The following is an 18,571-nucleotide window of genomic DNA, read 5'->3' on the forward strand; positions in this document are numbered from 1 at the left end:
TTTTCTTTCTTCCGCCTTTACAAATCTTAAACAAACCCACACGGGGAATAAAGAGTGGCCCGGTATACTCCCATTCAGAAAGGGGGCAACACCTATGAATGGGCCTGATTTGCGCAGCCGCCCCATCATCGAAGTGAAAAATGTCCGCAAGGAGTACCCCATCGGAGATGAGACGGTGGTGGCGCTCAAGCGCATCAATTTAAGTGTGTCCCGAGGGGAGATCTGCTGTATCTTCGGCACCTCCGGCTCGGGGAAAAGTACCTTACTCAACCAGTTGGCCGGTATGGAGAAGCCCACCCGTGGGGAGGTCCTCATCGGCGGGGTACCCATCTCCCGTCTGAATGAAAATCAGCTGGCCGCCTTCCGGCAGCAGCACCTGGGCTTTGTATTCCAGTCCTACAACCTGCTGCCCAACCTGACCGCCACGGAAAACGTGGCACTCCCCCTGATGTTTCGGGGCGTGCCCAAAGCCCAGCGGGAAGCTGCTGCCCGCAAGCTGCTCACCCGGGTTGGACTGGCCCACCGGCTGGACCACTTTCCGCGGCAGATGTCAGGCGGCCAGCAGCAGCGGGCCGGCATTGCCCGGGCCTTTATCGCACGGCCCGACGTGGTCTTTGCCGACGAGCCCACCGGCAACCTGGACTCCAAAACCACGGTGGAGATCATGGACATGATCTGTAGCTTTGCCCGGGATTACCACCAGACCATCATCCTGGTCACTCACGACCCGGAAATGGCCACCTACGCCAATCGGATCGTCAAGCTTATCGACGGCGAGATCGTCAGCAACCAAGTCAATCCAAAGGAGAGATTTCCCCATGAAGCATAATGTGTTACGCACCGGCATTTCTCTGCTCCTGCTGCTGGCCATGCTGGCGGCGGCGCTGCCCGCGGTTTTTGCCGCCGAAGGCAGCAACCTGTACATCACTGGCTATACCGTCACCGACCCCTCCGGCCGTTCGGTTGGCAGTATCAGAAAAGGCAATACGGTCAATATCACCGTGTCTGTCAAGGATACCGGCGACGGTACCGGGGCCGGCGATCCCAAAACACTGGACATCACCAAGCTGGACGACAGCTTTACCGGCGGCTCTCTCTCGGTGGAAAAGACCTCCTCTGAGTCCGCCCCGCTGGTCTATGCCGTCCGGCTTACCGGCCTGACGTACAAAGGCGTGGGACAGAGTCTGAAACTCCAGGTGGGCACTGCCGGCGACGCCAGCTCCTACCAGACCCTGGAGGTTACCATCACCGAAGCGGTGGTATATGAAGCGCCCACCAGCGTTCCCGAGCCTCCCTCCGCCCCTGATCCCGCTCCCGCCCCCATGGTTCTGGTTTCCCGCAGCGAACTGGAGAAACCCATTGAATCCGGGCAGGAGGTCAAGCTGAAGGTCACCTTTCAGAACCTGAGCAATATCAAGCTGAAATCCCCCGTGGTGACCTTTACCCCTTCCGATGGTCTGCTGTTGGGGAGCGGCACTTCTTCCTTCCCCCTGGCTGATATCGCCGGAAAAAAGAGCGTCAGCCTGGAGATCACGGTCAAGGGCGCCAGCGCCATCCCCTCCCCCGCCCAATCTTTAGGTGTGGATCTGAAGTTCAACTACTACAACAACGTCTCCACCGTTCAAGGCAATGTCACCGACAAGATTTCCATCCCCGCCATCGGCCGGGAGAGCGTGCCTCAGCCGGTGGTGCTGGTCACCCGCTCCACCCTGCCCCACCCCCTGGCCGTGGGCGAGAGCGCTACTGTTACCATCCGCTTTCAGAATACCAGTGCCACCCCTCTGGTCAAGCCGGTAGTGGCTGTCACCCCCTCCGAATCCCTGATGATCCTCAATGACGCCGCCACTTTCCTGCTGCCTGATATCCAGCCAGGCTCCACCGCCAGTCTGGATGTACAGATCCAGGTGGCCCGGGGCAACAGCAGCACCAGCCAGACCCTGAGCACCGAGCTGAAATACGGCTATGACAACGGCGGCATGATGACCCAGGCCTCCGTCTCCGACAAAGTAGTGGTGCCCACCCTGGCCAAGGAGACCGTACCCCAGCCGGTGGTGCTGGTTACCCGCTCGGCCACAGGCAAGCCCATCTCCGCTGGCGAGACCCTGCCTGTCACCCTGACCTTCCAGAATGCCGGCACCACCGCTCTGGTCAAGCCGGTGGTATCTGTCACCACCTCCGAGTCCCTCATTCTGATGGACCCCACCTCCACCTTCCTGCTGCCCGACCTGGCGCCGGGAAAAAGTACCTCTATCTCCGTCAAGGTACAGGCCACCAAGGAACTCTCCTCCACCAACCAGTCTCTGAACACCGAACTGAAATACCTTTATGACAATGGCGAAACCATGACCCAGGCTACTTCTTCCGACAAGGTAAATATTGCCGCCAACGCCTCCTCCAAGTCGGATACCTCCGTACCCAACGTGGTGGTGCGCAGCTATTCCTATGGTAAGAGTTCCGTACCCTCCGGCAGCTCCTTCCCTCTGAACTTTACCTTTGAGAACACCGGCGCCGTGCCCATCTCCAACGTGGTAGTCACTGTGGACGGCGGAGAGACCTTCACCATGGACGCCAGCACCAACACCTACTTCTATAAGACTCTGGCGGCCGGAGGCAGCCAGAGCCAGGAGATTCCCATGCGGGCCGTACCCACCGGCAAAAGCGGCGCCCAGGGTCTGACGCTCTCTTTCAAGTATGAGTTTGTGGATGGCGAAAAGCGCACCCAGACCAACTCTGATGTCAAGCTGTCCATTCCCGTCTACCAGCCAGACCGCTTTCAGATCAACGCTCCCGCCGTACCGGAAACAGTGTCCTTGGGCGAGGAGACCGAACTGCTGCTGGCCTATGTGAACAAGGGCAAGGATGACATGGCCAACCTGGAGGCCACGGTGGAGGGCGAAGGGGTGGATACTCCCGCCCGCACTCAGTATCTGGGCAACGTCACAGCGGGAGCCAACGGCAACATCGGTTTTGCCCTCACACCCAACACCGAGGGAGACGTCAAGGTGGTGTTGAAGATCAGCTATGAAAACGCCGACCAACAGGTCCAGACTCGGGAATTTCCCGTCACCCTCCATGTGACTGCTCCTCCGCCGCCGGAGGATTTCCCCGATGACCTTGACGCCGATATAAGGGAGGGCGGTTTCCCCTGGCTGACTGTGGGACTGGTCGCCGGAGCGGCGGTCCTGGCCAGCGTCGTAGGCCTGCTGATCTGGAAAAAGAAAAAGGGCGGCAAGACCGACGAAAATAGCTGGGACGATTGGGACGACACCCCGCCTTCCAATGAGGGGGAATAAAACATGAAGCAAAAAGATATGCTGCGCATCTGTCTTCAAAACCTGATGCGCCGCAAATCCCGTACCTTCCTCACCGTGTTGGGCGTCCTCATCGGCTGTTGCTCCATCGTCATCATGGTATCCCTGGGCATCGGCATGAAGGAGGCCCAGGACAGGACCCTGGCTGAAATGGGGGACCTGACCATCATTACTGTGAGCGCCCCTCAGGGCGGCCGGGGCAAGGCCAAGCTGGACGACCCGTTGCTGCGTCGACTAAAGAACCTGCCCGGCGTGGAGGCCTTGACCCCCAAACTGAGCCTGAATGCAGACTCCGTTCGTCTCCTCACCGGAACGGGAAAGCGCTATATTGCCGACTGGACTACCGTGGTAGGAGTTGATACCGCAGTACTGGAACAGATGGGATACCATTTGACTACCGGTGTGCTGCCCAAGCGAGAGGGCGAGATCCTGACCGGACAATATCTGGCCTACAGTTTTAAGGATACCCTGCGCCCGGAGGGACGCAACATGATAGACCGCTGGAGCGGGGAGTTTGATGACAGCGGTAACCCCGTCGATCCTCCCCCCCCTTATCTGGACCCTCTGAAGCAGCCCCTTACCATGGAAATAGAAACTCAGAGCGGAAAGCTCACCCTTCCCTTCAACCCAGTTGGCACAGTGAAGGAGGACTACTCCAAAGGCCTCGAGACCTCTGAAGGGATTTTGCTCAATATGCCCGAGCTTCTGAAGCTGATGGAAAAGGTTCAGGGCCGCAAAGGCAAGAAACCGGTCTATGACTCTATTATTGTAAAGGTCAAAAGCATCGACCAGGTGGAATCAGTGGAGCGTGAGATCAAATCTATGGGCTACCCCACCGAATCTATGGAAAGCATCCGTAAGCCTATGGAAAAGGAGGCCCGCCAGAAGCAAATGATGCTGGGTGGCCTGGGCGCCATCTCTCTGTTTGTCGCCGCCCTGGGCATCACCAACACCATGATCATGTCCATCTCAGAGCGCACTCGGGAAATCGGCATCATGAAATCTCTGGGCTGCTATGTCTCGGATATCAGAGTCATGTTTCTCTCAGAGGCCGGAGCCATTGGACTGATCGGCGGACTGATCGGCTGCGTCATCAGCTTTATCGCCTCGGTGGCCATCAACTTGGTTTCACTGGGTCCATCCATGGAAAATCTGCTGCCCGCCATTGTAGGCGGCGAGACAGTGACACGAGTCTCTGTGATCCCGCCCTGGCTGCTGCTCTTCGCCATCGTATTCTCCATTCTTATCGGTCTGGGCTCTGGCTATTATCCCGCCAACAAGGCGGTACGCATACCCGCCCTGGAGGCCATCAAAAGCGAATAGCCCTTCTCTCCACAGAGCACTCAAAAGGCCCGCCGCAGGTTGTTGCACCTGCGGCGGGCCTTTTGTATGATATGGATCATTTTCTTATGACTCTATCCCCTGACTTCGCCCCTGTTCCCCGCCGATTTTCGACAATCCACTCCTTTGCGAGATCTTCTGCTTCAAAGGGCTCATGCTGTGCAGGCTGACCCCCAGGGTGGAGAGATTATGCAGGGCGGCGGAGGCGGCTGGGGCCAACAGCCCCGCCACACCAAGGGCAATGAGCGTCCCGTTAAACCCGATCACAAAGCGATAGTTGGCCCGGATGCGCCTCATAAGGGCCATGGCGATCTGCCACAGCTCCACCAGTTCCCACAAACTCTCCGCCGAGATGGTAATATCAGCGATTTCACGGGCGATGGCCGCGCCGTCCTGAATCGCAATGCCGCCGTCAGCCTCAGATAAAGCAGGAGAGTCGTTGATGCCGTCCCCCACCATCAGGACCGTATGTCCTGCCCGGCGGAGTTTCGCCACATAGTCCGCTTTGTCTGCCGGCAGCACCTCCGCCCGGAACTGGTCCACTCCCACCTGGGCGGCAATGGCGGCGGCGGTGCGGCAGCTGTCGCCGGTAAGCATCACCGTCCGGGTCAGGCCCAGATCCTTCAGGGCGGCCAGCACCGGCTTCGCCTCCTCCCGCAGAGGATCGGAAATGCACAGTACCGCCGCTAACTCTCCACCCACCGCCAGATATAGATGGGAATATTCCGAAGGCAGCCCGTCAAAGCGGTCCTGTTCCGCCACCGGTATGGTACATTTCTCATCCTCAAACACAAAGTGGGCGCTGCCGATCAGCACCCGCTGTCCGTTTACCGTACTGGCAATGCCGTGGGCCACCAAATACTCCACCTTGGAGTGGAACTCCTCGTGAGTGAGGCCCCGGCGCCTGGCCTCCTCCACCACGGCGTTGGCCATAGAATGGGGGAAGTGTTCCTCCAGACAGGCCGCCAGCCGCAGCATCTCGGTCTCAGAGCGGCCGTTGAAGGGGACCACCTGAGCCACCCGGGGACAGGCCCGGGTCAGGGTGCCCGTTTTATCAAAAACAATCGTATCCGCCCGGGCCACCACCTCCAGGAATTTGCCGCCTTTGACGGTAATATGGCGTTTGCCTGCCTCCCGCATAGCGGACAGAACCGCCAGAGGCATAGCCAGCTTCAGAGCGCAGGAGAAGTCCACCATCAGCACCGACAGGGCCCGGGCAGGACTTCGTGTCAGCGCCAGACTGAGCAGACTGCCGGCCAAGGTATAGGGCACCAGCCGGTCCGCCAGATGAAGCGCCCGGCTCTCGGTGGCCGATTTCATTTGTTCGGAACGCTCAATCATAGATATGATTTGATCATATCGGCTCTGACCTGAGGCATGGCGCACCTCCAGGATACACTCACCTTCCTCCACCACCGTGCCGGCATACACTACACCGCCGGGCCGCTTGGCCACGGGGATGGATTCCCCGGTAAGGGAGGCCTGGTTCACCGTGGCCTCTCCCTCTGTCACCACACCGTCCACCGGTACCATGCTGCCGGAGCGGACCACCAGCCGGTCCCCCGGCCGGACCCGAGAAAGGGGCACCAGCACCTCTCCCAGGTCCGTTTTCAGCCACACCCGATCCACGTTAAGGGCCATACACCGGGCCAGATCCTCCACCGATTTCTTTCTGGTCCACTCCTCCAGCAACTCTCCCAGCTCCAGCAGAAACATGACCGCCCCCGCCGTGGCAAAATCCCGGCGGAACACCGAAATACCGATGGATATGCCATCCAACAGTTCCACCTTCATCTGTCTGTGGAACAGGCAGCTCAGCCCCCGCCGGAGGAAGGGGCACATTTGCCACAGCACCCGGGCGATCCGCAGGGGAGGCGGCAGAAAGAGGGTAGTGGCCGCCTTCCACACCAGCTTGCCCACCAGCTTTCCCTCAAATTCCCGGTTCAGGGCCCGGCTGCTGTGGGGGGGCAGCGTTATGGTACGCGCCGCCTCCCGCCAGGAAAACCGTCGCAGGGCCGCCAGCACAACCGCCCGGTCCCCCTGATAGCGCAAAATCACGCAGCCGGTCCGTTCGTGGACCGTCACCTCTCTGACCCAGGGCTCCCGCTGGAGCCAGGCCTCCAGCAGATCGGCCTGAGCCAGGCTCATGCCTTTTCCGGCCACCCGCAGGCGGATACGGCCTCTGCTCTCATGCAAAATAATGGCTTTCATGATTGCTGTTCTCCTCCATGAAAAGGGGGAGCCGTTTCCACGGCTCCCCCTCAGCTTCGGCTTATTCCTCGTCGTCCAACCGGGCCTCCGCGTCGGCTTCAGCCTGCCGGGCAGTCCGACTTTCGTTCAGATCTTTGGCTGAGGCCAGGATATCGGCGGCATTCTCCTGAGCAGTGGTCACGGTTTTCATGACACAGTCCTTCATCCGCAGTCCGGCAGCCGTGGCATGGACATAGGCCCGCTTGGCGTCCTGACTGGTGAGCAGCTTTACGCCCACCGAGCCAAACAGCGCGCCGCCCACAAAGCAGGCCAGCTTGGCATATACCTTCATACAAGCACTTCCTTTCGGTTATTTCCGCTGATAGCCGGTCAGCATGACCATGATCATACAGATCACGGCCCCCCAGGCCCAAAATCGATGACGCTTCAATGGGCTCCCTCCTTATGATCAGGCATCGGATCCTTGAGTCTTGAAGTATACCAGAATCAGGCCTCCCCGTCTTTCGGAAACAGTCCTCATCCTCCGGTTTCAGACATTTTTCGATAGGTCCCAGGCGTCATTCCGTAACAGTCTTTAAAGGTAACGTTGAACTGGCTGATGCCCTCGTACCCCACCGCCTGGGAGATCTCCAGTACCGACAGAGAGGAGGTCCGAAGCAGCCTGGCCGCCCGCTCCATCCGGCGCCGCCTCAGCCAGGTATGGACCGGCACCCCGTAGACCTGCCGGAAATAGTTTTTCAACGCTGTCTGGGACAAGCAGAACCGGCGGCTCAGCTCAGCTATGGTCAGCTTTTCCCCCATATGTCTCTCCAAATAAACGCCTATCTCCGCTCCGGTGCGCCAAACAGGGCTGTCACTGCCGCGCTCCTCCAACATACCGTTCCATTTGCACAGCAAATACAGCAGTTCCACCGTCTTCCAGATACAGTAGCGGCCCTGCTCCACTCCCTCCAGTCTTTCCAGGACCTCAAACACCGCCCGACTCCACGGCGTACGCTTCAGCAGCCCACATCCCTTCCGGCGATCCATGATTTCCCGCACCGCTGCGGTATCCAGCTCCAGATAGCCCATCAGACAGCACAGCGTCCGCAGGCTCTCTCCAGCTTTCCCGGCGTCCACGACCACCAGGCTTCCCTCCAGTCCCCCACAGATTCGGGCGGAGTGCAGCCACTCCCCGTCCGACAGCAGCAGGATGTCCCCCGCCTCAGCCCGAAGCACCCGTCCGCCGCATTCCACCGTCATCCCGCCCTTCAGACAGAACAATGTCTCAAAATGCAGCGGCTCCAGATATAGGGGCAGCGTTTGCTCTCCCGCCAGCGCAAAGCTGCACACCTGTACCCCTGACATTGCAGACACCCAGTCTGTCCGCGCTCCGGGCCCGTTTTTTCTCAACCGCTCCATCAGCATAAAGCGCCCTCCGCTCCCTTTCCGCTCTCCGTTAGTTAGCATTAACTAACCAAAGGATACTATATTTTTCCCAAAATTGCAAGTACGGAAGACCACAGAATTTTTCATGTCCCATAAAAAAAATAAAAAAATGAGACACATGGCCTTTTCTTTTGTAGGAATGTAACGATATAATACAACCAAGGAGGTGCAGTCTTGTGGATATTTTTAAGGAGCTCCCGCCGCAGAAACGAAACTACATGGAGTTTCTGTTCCGGAACTGTACCGAAGAGGTCAAATACTACATGACCCTGATCGACATTGAGGCAGACCGGACCTTCATCAAGGCTGGCACAGACTGTACCCATATCTTTGTGATCCTCTCCGGCAAGGTGACCGGCGTAGAGTGGCCCATGCACGAGCGGCCCTATTCCTTCAAGGATTTTGGACCGGGGGATTTTTTTGGCGAGATTGAATGCTTTGCCGGACTCCCCCAATACCGCATCAGCATCGTAGCCTCCACCCGGTGCCGGGTACTCTCCATTCCAGCGGACACCTACATGGACTGGATGCGGATGGATGTGGACGCCCTTTTTCTGCGCACGCAGGAGAATATGCGCCGGCTCATCACCCAGACCGCTGAGGCGCGGAAGTACCTCTTTATGGAGGGCAAGGACCGGCTGATGGTCCATCTGATCCGCAAATTCGAGCAGCGTATCCCTACACCCCAGCAGCTGGAGCTGAAGCAGACCAGGGCTCAGATCTCGGACGAGATCGGCTTTTCCGTCAAGACCCTGGACCGCAGCATTCAAAAGCTGGAGGAGCTGGGCCTGATCCGGGTCCAGCGCGGCAAGATTCTGATCACCGAAGACGGTTACCGCCGTATGAAGACCCACATCGAGCATCACATCAACGGCTGAAGTTCAGACAATCAATCAACAGACAGGAGGAACGCGCCATGTATGTAGGAAAGAAAGCCACCCGTGTGGACGCCTATGACAAGGTCATTGGGCGCACCCGATATACCGACGACCTGTGCGATAAGGGCGCCTATATCGCCCAAGTCCTGCACGCCACCATCGCGAACGGCCGGGTGAAGTCCATGGACACTTCCGCGGCGGAGGCAATTCCCGGTGTGGTCAAAGTTTTTACCTGCTTTGACTTGAAGGAGAAGCACTACTTCCCCACTGCCGGACATCCCTGGTCCACCGACGAGAGCCACCAGGACGTGGCTGACCGGCTGGTGCTCACCGACCGGGTCCGCTTCTACGGCGATGACATCGCCGCGGTGGTGGCCGAGAATGAGGTAGCTGCCGCTCAGGCCCTTCGGGCCATCAAGGTGGAGTACGAGGAGTATCCCTTCGTGCTGGATGTGCAGGAGGCCATGAAAGATGATGCACCCCAACTCCATGAGGCCTATCCCAACAACATCCTCAAACACACCACCATCCGCAAGGGCAACTATGATGAGGCCATCAAGGAGCCCGGCCTCATCAAGGTGGAGGGCTGGTATGAGACCCCCACCGTCCAGCACTGCCACATCGAAAACTTTATTTGTTTCGCCGAGATGAACGGAGAGCGGATCAAAATCGTCTCTTCCACCCAGATCCCTCACATTGTCCGCCGGGTGGTGGGCCAGGCTCTGGGGATCGAGTGGGGACGCATCCAAATCATCAAGCCCTACATAGGCGGCGGCTTTGGCAACAAGCAGGATGTGCTGTATGAGCCCCTGTGCGCCTGGCTGTGTATGCAGCTGGGCGGCCATCTGGTAAAGCTGGACGTTCCCCGGGAGGACACCTTTGTTTCCAACCGGGTGCGCCACGCCATCCGCAGCCACATCATCTCCTGGGTGCGGCCCGACGGCACCTACGCCGCCCGCAAGCTGGAGGCCTTCTCTGACCAGGGCGCCTACGCCTCCCACGGTCACAGCATCTGCGCCAAGGGCGCCGGTGCCTTCCCCCAGCTCTACCCCTGCGACAATGTGGAGGTGGACGCCTATACCGTCTTCACCAACAAATCTGTGGCCGGCGCCATGCGCGGCTACGGCATTCCCCAGGCCATGTGGGCCGTTGAGTGCCACACCGAGGATGTGGCCGCCCGACTGGGCATGGACCCCATCGAATTCAGGCGGAAGAATCTGATGCCGGTGGGCTACACCGATCCCTTCTCCAAAAACGAGCTGTACGCCGATACCTTTAACCAGTGCATGGACAAGGGCATGGAGGTCACCGACTACCTGCGGAAATATAAGGCCTATCAGAACCAGACCGGCGACGTCCGCCGGGGCATCGGTATGGCAGTGTTCTGGTACAACACCGCCGTGTGGCCCATCTCTCTGGAGACCTCCTCCTGCCGCATGGTTCTGAACCAGGACGGCTCCCTCCAGGTCCAGGTAGGCGAGACCGAGATCGGCCAGGGCGCCGACACCACCTTCTCCCAGATGACCGCCGACGTGGTGGGCGTTCCTCTGGACAAGGTCCATGTGGTATCCTGCCAGGACACCGACGTCACCCCCTTCGGTACCGGCGCCTACGCATCCCGGCAGACCTATACCGCCGGCTTTGCCATCCGGCAGACCGGTTCCCTGCTGAAGGAACGCATCCTTAATTATGCCCACGAGCTGACCCGGATGCCCCCCTATAATCTGGACATTGTGGACGGCAACATCGTCCGCATCACCGACGGCCGGGTGCTGATGACCTTGGGCGATCTGGCCACCGAGGCTTTGTACAGCCTGACCCACAGCCAGCACCTCACCGCTGAAAGCACCGCCCAGATCAAGTCCAACGCCTACTCCTTCGGCTGCACCTTCGCCGAGGTGGAAGTGGATATCCCCATGTGCAAGGTGAAGCTGCTGGATCTGGTCAACGTCCATGACGCGGGCACCATCATCAATCCGGCTCTGGCGGAAGCTCAGGTCCACGGCGGCATGAGCATGGGCATCGGCTTCGGTCTGTCGGAGAAGCTGCTCTTCGATCCCAAGAGCGGCAAGGCTCTGAATAACAACCTGTTGGACTACAAGCTGTCCACCTTTATGGATCACCCCCGGCTGCGGGCCTTTTTCGTGGAAAATCCCGAACCCACCAGCGCCTTCGGCACCAAGGCCCTGGGCGAGCCTCCCACCTGCTCGGTGGCTCCCGCCATCCGCAACGCCGTCTATCAGGCTACCGGCGTCTTTGTCAACGAGGCGCCCGTCAATCCCCATATCCTCTTCCGCCGCTTCAAGGAAGAGGGACTGATTTGAAAGGAGGCTCCCGGCCATGTATGATATCAAAGCCCTTTACGAGGCAGAGAGCGTAAGTCATGCCGTCCAGCTGCTGCTGGAACATCCCGAGGCCCAGATCATTGCCGGCGGCAGCGACGTGCTGGTCCAGATCCGGGAGGGCAAGCGGGCCGGCAAGGAGCTGGTCAGCATCTATGGTCTGGACGAACTGCGGGGCGTGTCCTTTGAGGAGGACGGCGCCATCCGCATCGGCTCCCTCACCAGCTTCTCCCACATCACCAAGGACCCCATCATCCAGGCCCACATCAATGTACTGGGTCAAGCGGTGGACCAGGTGGGCGGTCCCCAGATCCGCAACATCGGCACCATCGGCGGCAACACCTGCAACGGCGTCACCTCCGCCGACTCAGCCTCCACCCTGTTCGCCTGGGACGCCATTATCGAGATCACCGGACCGGAGGGCGTGCGGCGCATTCCTATCCAGGACTTCTACATCAAGGCGGGCCAGGTGGACCTGCGCCCCGGCGAACTCCAGACCGCCATTCTCATCCCCAAGGCCGCCTATGAGGGCTATGAGGGCCACTACATCAAATACGCCATGCGCAATGCCATGGACATCGCCACCACCGGCTGCTCGGTGAACGTAAAACTGTCGGCGGACAAGAGCACCATGGAGGACGTCCGCATCGCCTACGGCGTGGCGGGACCGGTACCCATGCGGGCCGCCACCGCCGAGGCGTACGCCAAGGGCAAGTCCACCACCAAAGCGGAGATTCGTGCCTTTGCCCAGGCCGTGCTGGAGGATATCAATCCCCGGGACAGCTGGCGGGCCGCCAAGGACTTCCGGCAGCACATCGCCGTGGCTCTGGCCGAGCGTGCCCTGACCGAATCCATTCGTCTGGCAGGAGGTGTGATCCATGAGTAATCAGTATAAGCTGGTCCGCTGCACCATCAACGGCAAACAGGTGGAAAAGATGATCGACGTTCGGGCCTCCCTCACCGATATGCTGCGGGACGACTACCGGCTCACCAGCATCAAGAAGGGCTGCGAGGTGGGCGAGTGCGGCGCCTGCAACGTACTGGTCAATGGGGAGTGCTTTAACTCCTGCATCTATCTGGCCGTATGGGCCGATGGCAAGGAGATCCTCACTCTGGAGGGGCTGGCCGGTCCCAACGGCGAGATTTCCGACATCCAGCAGGCCTTCATCGATGAGGCCGCTGTCCAGTGCGGTTTCTGCACCCCCGGCTTCATCATGAGCGCCGCCGAGATTCTGGAGTCCGGCAAGGAGTATTCTGACGATGAGATCCGCAAGCTCATGTCAGGCCACCTGTGCCGGTGCACCGGATATGAGAACATCTTCCGGGCGGTGAAAAAGACCATGCTCCGCCGCCTGGGCAAAAACGCCGAGGCCGACGCCGTGTAAGTTCTTCCCACAGCCAGCCATCCCCCGATTCCTACGTTGCGCCCCTTCGGTCCTGTTGATCTGCCATAACGTTTTTTAAACAGTTCGGCCTCAGACCGAAGGGGTTCTTTACACCCTTTTGTGCAAAAAAATATGTATTTGAAATAATTATTTTTTATTTTGCAAGCGAGGTGTCAATGATGGAAAACAAGGAAGCTCAAGTCACAACCGTCAGCGAAGACAACATCTACCGATTGAACGGGCGGGTCCCCCTGTCCAAGGCCATTCCATTTGGTCTGCAGCACGTTCTGGCTATGTTTGTGGCCAACCTGGCGCCAGTACTCATCGTGTGCAGCGCCGCTATCGTGCGGGGAACAGATTCTCACCTCACTCCCGCGGAGATCACTCAGCTGCTCCAGTGCGCCATGTTTGCAGCCGGCATCGGTACCTGTTTGCAGCTCTATCCCATTTGGAAGATCGGCTCCAAGCTGCCCATCGTCATGGGCGTCAGCTTTACCTTCCTCGGCAGCCTGCTTATGATTTGTACCAATCCTGCTCTGGGCTATGAAGGCATGGTAGGCGCGGTCATTCTGGGCGGTATCTTTGAGGGTCTGGTTGGTCTGAGCGCCAAATACTGGAAACGCTTCCTCACCCCCGTGGTCTCCGCCTGCGTGGTCATCGCCATCGGCCTTTCCCTGCTGTCGGTGGGCATGGATTCCTGGGGCGGCGGCAACGGTGCGGCCGACTTTGGTTCCTGGTATCATCTGGCCATCGGCGCCTTTACCCTGGTGGTATGTCTGGTATCCCGCTACTGCCTGAAGGGCGTTTACAAGAATCTGAACATTCTGGTGGGCCTCATTGTGGGCTATGTGGCCGCCGCCATCCTAACCGTAGCCGGGGTTGCCCCCATGGTGGACTTTTCCGGTATCCAGAAAACCATCGGCGAGGTGGGCTTCTTCAGCCTGCCCAGGCCGGTATTCCTCACCAGTCACTTCCCTGTATTTGATCTGGGTGCCTTCTTCACCATCGCCATCGTGTTTCTTGTCTCCGCCGCGGAGACCACCGGCGCCACCGCCGCTGTTGCTCAGGGCGCACTGGACCGTGAACTGAAGATCGAGGAACTGCAGGGCTCCCTGGCAGTGGACGGCTTTTCCAGCTCCATCTCCGGCTGCTTCGGCTGTCTGCCTCTCACCTCCTTCAGCCAGAACGTGGGTCTGGTGACCATGACCGGCGTGATCAACCGCTTTACCATCCTCATGGGCGCGCTGATCCTGGTCCTGGCCTCCCTCTTCCCCCCGCTGGGCGCCTTCTTCAACTCTCTGCCCCAGTCGGTGCTGGGCGGCTGTACCGTCATGATGTTCGGATCCATCATGTATGAGGGCATCAAGATGCTCAAGGAGTGTGTCTTCAACGACCGTACCATGATCATCGTCTCCCTCTCCTTCTGCATCGGCATCGGCCTGACCCAGACCTCCGGCAATTTCTTTGCCGCCTTCCCCCCGGCGGTAGGCGACATCTTCAATGGCAACGCCGTGGCCGGCGTATTTGTAGTCTCTCTTCTGCTCAGCCTCATCCTCCCCAAAGATAAATCTTCTGAGCAGAAATGATCACCTCCATACAGACAGGGACCGCATATTTTATGCGGTCCCTATCTGTATGCCTTCTTTTGGCGAACTGCACTAATTTTTACCTTTTTCTTTTGTTACTGTCTCCAAATTTGCTATACCGAATCAAATTTACTTGCCTTTTGTTTGTGTCCCTGCTATGATGATATTGTCCTCTGTGCAGGAGAGTGTTAGAGTGCGCAAGGCAGCCAGCGGTTGCTTTGCGCATTTTTATATCCTTCCCCATAGATGGGGCCGAAATGAGGTGACGACCATGAATTGCACAAGCCTGCTTGACCTGCTGGCCGACGGTCCGGTGATCGCCGCAGTAAAGGATGATACCGGGCTGGACGCGGCTCTGAAAAGTGAGGTGGCTGTACTGTTCCTTCTTTATGGAGATATCCTCACCATTGGAGACAAGGTAGCGCGCATCCATCAGGCCGGCAAAAAGGCTTTTGTCCATTTAGACTTGGTGGACGGATTGTCTGCCCGGGAGATCTCCGCCGACTTTATCGCCCGGTATACCGCTGCCGATGGCGTCATCTCTACCAAGCCCCCTCTCACCAAGCGAGCCAGGGAACTGGGCCTGGTGGCTATCCAACGGGTCTTTCTTTTGGACTCCATGGCGCTGAAAAATGTGGAGCGCCATTTTTCCCGGGAGTCAGCCGACCTGGTGGAGGTACTGCCCGGCCTGATGCCCAAAATCATTCGGCAGCTGAACCGGACTACCGGAAAACCCATTATTGCCGGAGGCCTGATCTCCGATAAGGAGGACGTGACGGGGGCCCTGGGCGCCGGCGCAGTAGCGGTATCCTCCACCAACCCTGCTGTCTGGGCTATGTAAAATCAAATACCGGGTTTCAGGAGAATGAGAGCGAAACAAAGCTGCCCCCATGGGGAGGTTTTGTTTTGCTCTTTTTTACGATTCCAACGCGTAGCAAAAAATGATTTCAGCGCATGGGCCGGAACGGCCCATATGCGCAAAAGCTTCATACGCCATGGCATCGGCTTATACGCGCAGCCCACATATATATACGAAGTTTCATGCCAGGAGGTTTTATCATGTACGACGTTCTCATCATCGGCTGCGGCATTACCGGCGCGGCCGCCGCCTGCCACCTCTCCCGCTATCAGCTGAAGCTCGCCGTGCTGGAGCGGGAGAACGACGTGGCCGACGGCACCACCAAGGCTAACTCCGCCATCCTTCACGCCGGATACGACCCGGAGCCAGGCACCCTCATGGCCCGGCTCAACGTGCGTGGGGCCGCTCTGGCCAAAGAACTGTGCGCCAAGCTGGATGTACCCTACCGGCAGTGCGGCTCCTTCGTGCTGGCCTTCTCTCCTGAAGAGGAAAACACCCTGCATACCCTCTGTCAGCGGGGCCGCGACAACGGCGTAGCCGGTCTGGAGATACTCACCGGAGATCAGGCCAGAGCCATGGATCCCAACCTGTCCTCTCAGGTCACCGCTGCCCTCTGGGCGCCCACCGCCGCCATCTGCTCACCCTGGGAATATTGTCTGGCTCTGGCGGAGACTGCTGTATGCAACGGGGCGGACCTCCACTTGGAGACCGCCGTAACCGGGCTGGAGCCGCTGGAGGGCGGCTGGCTGGTCCACACCAACCAAGGTGATTTCCACAGCCGGTATGTGATCAACGCCGCCGGTGTGTCCGCTCAGGCCATCCACGAAATGGCGGCCCCCCCCAGCTTTACCATCCATCCCTCCCGGGGCCAGTACTTCCTGCTGGACAAGAGCGAGGGGAACCGGGTGGGCCATGTGATCTTCCAGTGCCCCGGCCCCAGCGGCAAGGGGGTGTTGGTGGCCCCTACCGTCCACGGCAACCTGATCGTGGGTCCCAACGCCGATCCCGTCTCCGAAGCCGATGTGGGCACCACCGCTGACGGGCTGGCCTTTGTACGAAGCACCGCCATCAAGTCGGTGCCCTCGGTCAATTTCCGGGAATCCATCCGCAACTTTGCAGGAGTGCGCTCCTCCACTGACCGGGGGGATTTTATCATTGAATGGGCGACCCCCGGGTTTCTGGATCTGGCGGGCATCTGCTCCCCCGGTCTCACCGCCGCCCCCGCCATCGCGGAATACGCCGCCCAGCTGCTGGAGCAGGACGGACTGGAACTGGAAGAAAAGCAAAGCTTCTCCTGCCAGCGCCACCGGGTCCGTTTCCACGACCTCTCCCCGGCGGAAAAAGCACGACTGGTGGAGCAGAACCCAGCCTACGGCCGCGTGATCTGCCGCTGCGAGACTGTTACAGAAGGGGAGATCCTGGACACGCTTCGCAGTCCCATCCCCCCCCGCTCGGTGGATGGGGTGAAGCGCCGGGTGGGCGCCGGTATGGGCCGGTGCCAGGGTGGCTTCTGCGGACCACGGGTAGTAGAGATCCTGGCACGGGAACAGAAGGTCAGTCCCGGCGCCATTGTACAGGATAAAGCAGGCAGTTGGCTGCTGGCAAGCCAGACGAAGGGAGGCTGTGACCATGTATGATCTGATTGTGATCGGCGGCGGCCCGGCAGGACTGGCGGCCGCCTGCTCCGCTTGGGAAAAGGGCCTGAAACGCATTCTCATCGTGGAGCGTGACAAGGAACTGGGTGGTATTCTCAACCAATGTATCCACAACGGATTCGGCCTGCACTATTTCAAAGAGGAACTCACCGGACCGGAATACGCCGGACGGTTTATTGAAATGCTGGAGGACACCGGTGTTGAGGTGCGGCTGGATACCATGGTCCTTACCATTACAGAGGACCGACAGGTCCATATGGTGGGTAAAGATACCGGCTACCGCATGGAAGAAGCCAAAGCCATCATCCTTGCCATGGGCTGCCGGGAGCGTACCCGAGGCGCCATCGCCATCCCGGGCCAGCGGCCCGCCGGCGTCTTTACCGCCGGAGCTGCTCAGCGCTATGTGAACATGGAGGGCTGGATGCCGGGAAGCCGGGTGGTCATTCTGGGCAGTGGCGACATCGGCCTCATCATGGCCCGCCGTATGACCCTGGAGGGGGCCAAGGTGCTGGCCTGCGTGGAGGTCATGCCCTACTCGGGCGGTCTGAACCGGAACATCGTCCAGTGTCTCCACGACTACGACATTCCTCTCTATCTCTCCCACACCGTTACCGATATCCGCGGCCGGGACCGGGTGGAGCAGGTGGTGGTCTCCCAGGTGGACGAACGCCGCCAACCCATCCCCGGCACCGAGATGGTATTTGATTGTGACACCCTGCTGTTGTCGGTGGGCCTGATCCCGGAGAATGAACTGACACGTCAGGCAGGCATCACTATTGATCCCCGTACCAACGGCGCGGTGGTTTATGAGAATATGGAAACTTCCCTGCCCGGCGTCTTTGCCTGCGGCAACGTGGCCCATGTCCATGACCTGGTGGACTTTGTCACCGCTGAAAGCCAGCGGGCAGGTGCTGCTGCGGCAGATCATGTGCTGGGCACGGCCCATGCCGATCCTGCCGTCCTGGAGGTACACACCGGCGACGGGGTGACCTACACTGTCCCCCAGCACATCCGGCCCAGCCGGATGGAAAAGGCCTGCGACCTCTTCTTCCGGGTCAACCGCATCTGCAAAGACAGTCAGATTCTGGTACAGTCGGGGGATACCCTTATCGCCCGGTTCTCCCGGGACCATCTGGCCCCAGGCGAGATGGAGCACATCGTCCTGCCCAAGGCTCTGCTGGAGCGGGCCTCGGAATCCATTACCGTATCCATCCAGGAGGTGGCGACGAAATGAAGGAACTGATCTGTATTGTCTGCCCCAAGGGCTGTCATCTGAAGGTGGACGAAACACAAGATTATCAAGTGTCCGGAAATAGCTGTCCAAGAGGCGAAGAATATGGTAAAATAGAACTGACCCATCCCACGCGGGTGGTCACCTCCACCGTTCGCTGCACCGGCGGAGCTCATCCCCGCTGCCCGGTCAAGACGGACGCCCCCATCCCCAAAGCCCTGATTCCGCAGGCGGTCCGCTGTCTGGACGCCGTGGAGCTGACCGTCCCCGTGCACACGGGCGACATCGTTTTATCCAACATCTGCAACACCGGCATTTCCTTTGTAGCTACGCGAGATCTGTGA

General features: G+C 59.3%; 16 protein-coding genes. 12 read left to right on the plus strand and 4 right to left on the minus strand.

Annotated elements, in window-relative coordinates; all coding sequences use genetic code 11:
* The first annotated feature begins 94 nt into the window (after positions 1-94).
* From WHJ28_RS07940 to WHJ28_RS07950, 3 genes are read left to right on the plus strand one after another with little or no spacing between them, the layout of a single operon-like run.
* Positions 95-829 (plus strand): ABC transporter ATP-binding protein, encoded by a 735-nt coding sequence (locus tag WHJ28_RS07940; protein ID WP_340041371.1) that lies wholly within the window; start codon positions 95-97, stop codon positions 827-829.
* Positions 819-3,293: a COG1361 S-layer family protein gene (locus tag WHJ28_RS07945; RefSeq protein WP_340041373.1), complete on the plus strand. Its 2,475-nt coding sequence runs from the start codon at positions 819-821 to the stop codon at positions 3,291-3,293. The genes WHJ28_RS07940 and WHJ28_RS07945 overlap by 11 nt, the downstream gene beginning before the upstream one ends.
* Before the next feature lie 3 nt (positions 3,294-3,296).
* The gene (locus tag WHJ28_RS07950) at positions 3,297-4,634 is read left to right on the plus strand and encodes an ABC transporter permease (RefSeq protein ID WP_340041375.1); all 1,338 of its coding nucleotides are present in this window, start codon (positions 3,297-3,299) and stop codon (positions 4,632-4,634) included.
* Positions 4,635-4,718: 84 nt separating this feature from the next.
* Here the strand turns inward: WHJ28_RS07950 and WHJ28_RS07955 are convergent, their stop codons facing one another.
* From WHJ28_RS07955 to WHJ28_RS07965, 4 genes are all read right to left on the minus strand, one after another.
* Positions 4,719-6,863: a heavy metal translocating P-type ATPase gene (locus WHJ28_RS07955; protein ID WP_340041377.1), complete on the minus strand. Its 2,145-nt coding sequence runs from the start codon at positions 6,861-6,863 to the stop codon at positions 4,719-4,721.
* A gap of 61 nt (positions 6,864-6,924) precedes the next feature.
* Positions 6,925-7,194, minus strand: a complete 270-nt coding sequence (locus WHJ28_RS07960; protein WP_340041379.1) for a DUF6110 family protein — start codon at positions 7,192-7,194, stop codon at positions 6,925-6,927.
* A gap of 18 nt (positions 7,195-7,212) precedes the next feature.
* On the minus strand, positions 7,213-7,293 hold the full coding sequence (locus WHJ28_RS16585) for a DUF6219 family protein (protein WP_490374919.1): 81 nt from the start codon (positions 7,291-7,293) through the stop codon (positions 7,213-7,215).
* Positions 7,294-7,379: 86 nt separating this feature from the next.
* Positions 7,380-8,270: a helix-turn-helix domain-containing protein gene (locus WHJ28_RS07965; RefSeq protein ID WP_340041381.1), complete on the minus strand. Its 891-nt coding sequence runs from the start codon at positions 8,268-8,270 to the stop codon at positions 7,380-7,382.
* Between the two features lie 197 nt (positions 8,271-8,467).
* On the opposite strand from WHJ28_RS07965, the gene WHJ28_RS07970 reads away from it, so the two are divergent.
* The 9 genes from WHJ28_RS07970 (at position 8,468) to WHJ28_RS08010 (ending at position 18,571) form a co-directional block, all read left to right on the plus strand.
* Positions 8,468-9,169 carry a Crp/Fnr family transcriptional regulator gene (locus WHJ28_RS07970; RefSeq protein ID WP_340041383.1) on the plus strand — a complete coding sequence of 234 codons (702 nt, stop codon included), beginning with the start codon at positions 8,468-8,470 and terminating at the stop codon, positions 9,167-9,169.
* Between the two features lie 38 nt (positions 9,170-9,207).
* Complete coding sequence (gene xdhA / locus WHJ28_RS07975) at positions 9,208-11,493, plus strand: xanthine dehydrogenase subunit XdhA (protein ID WP_340041385.1); 2,286 nt, start codon at positions 9,208-9,210, stop codon at positions 11,491-11,493.
* Between the two features lie 16 nt (positions 11,494-11,509).
* Positions 11,510-12,397, plus strand: coding sequence for a xanthine dehydrogenase subunit XdhB (gene xdhB / locus WHJ28_RS07980; RefSeq protein ID WP_340041387.1), 888 nt, complete (start codon positions 11,510-11,512; stop codon positions 12,395-12,397).
* Positions 12,390-12,896, plus strand: coding sequence for a xanthine dehydrogenase subunit XdhC (gene xdhC / locus WHJ28_RS07985; RefSeq protein ID WP_340041389.1), 507 nt, complete (start codon positions 12,390-12,392; stop codon positions 12,894-12,896). The genes xdhB and xdhC overlap by 8 nt, the downstream gene beginning before the upstream one ends.
* 176 nt (positions 12,897-13,072) lie before the next feature.
* Entirely contained in the window at positions 13,073-14,482 is a 1,410-nt protein-coding gene (locus WHJ28_RS07990) for a uracil-xanthine permease family protein (protein ID WP_340041391.1), read from the plus strand.
* A gap of 271 nt (positions 14,483-14,753) precedes the next feature.
* Positions 14,754-15,323, plus strand: coding sequence for a glycerol-3-phosphate responsive antiterminator (locus WHJ28_RS07995; protein WP_340041393.1), 570 nt, complete (start codon positions 14,754-14,756; stop codon positions 15,321-15,323).
* Between the two features lie 218 nt (positions 15,324-15,541).
* The gene (locus WHJ28_RS08000) at positions 15,542-16,978 is read left to right on the plus strand and encodes an NAD(P)/FAD-dependent oxidoreductase (protein WP_340041395.1); all 1,437 of its coding nucleotides are present in this window, start codon (positions 15,542-15,544) and stop codon (positions 16,976-16,978) included.
* Entirely contained in the window at positions 16,971-18,230 is a 1,260-nt protein-coding gene (locus tag WHJ28_RS08005; protein ID WP_340041397.1) for an NAD(P)/FAD-dependent oxidoreductase, read from the plus strand. Before WHJ28_RS08000 ends, WHJ28_RS08005 begins: the two co-directional genes overlap by 8 nt.
* Positions 18,227-18,571, plus strand: coding sequence for a DUF1667 domain-containing protein (locus tag WHJ28_RS08010; RefSeq protein WP_340041399.1), 345 nt, complete (start codon positions 18,227-18,229; stop codon positions 18,569-18,571). The genes WHJ28_RS08005 and WHJ28_RS08010 overlap by 4 nt, the downstream gene beginning before the upstream one ends.

Source organism: Flavonifractor porci (assembly GCF_037572415.1).
Lineage (GTDB): Bacteria > Bacillota > Clostridia > Oscillospirales > Oscillospiraceae > Flavonifractor > Flavonifractor porci.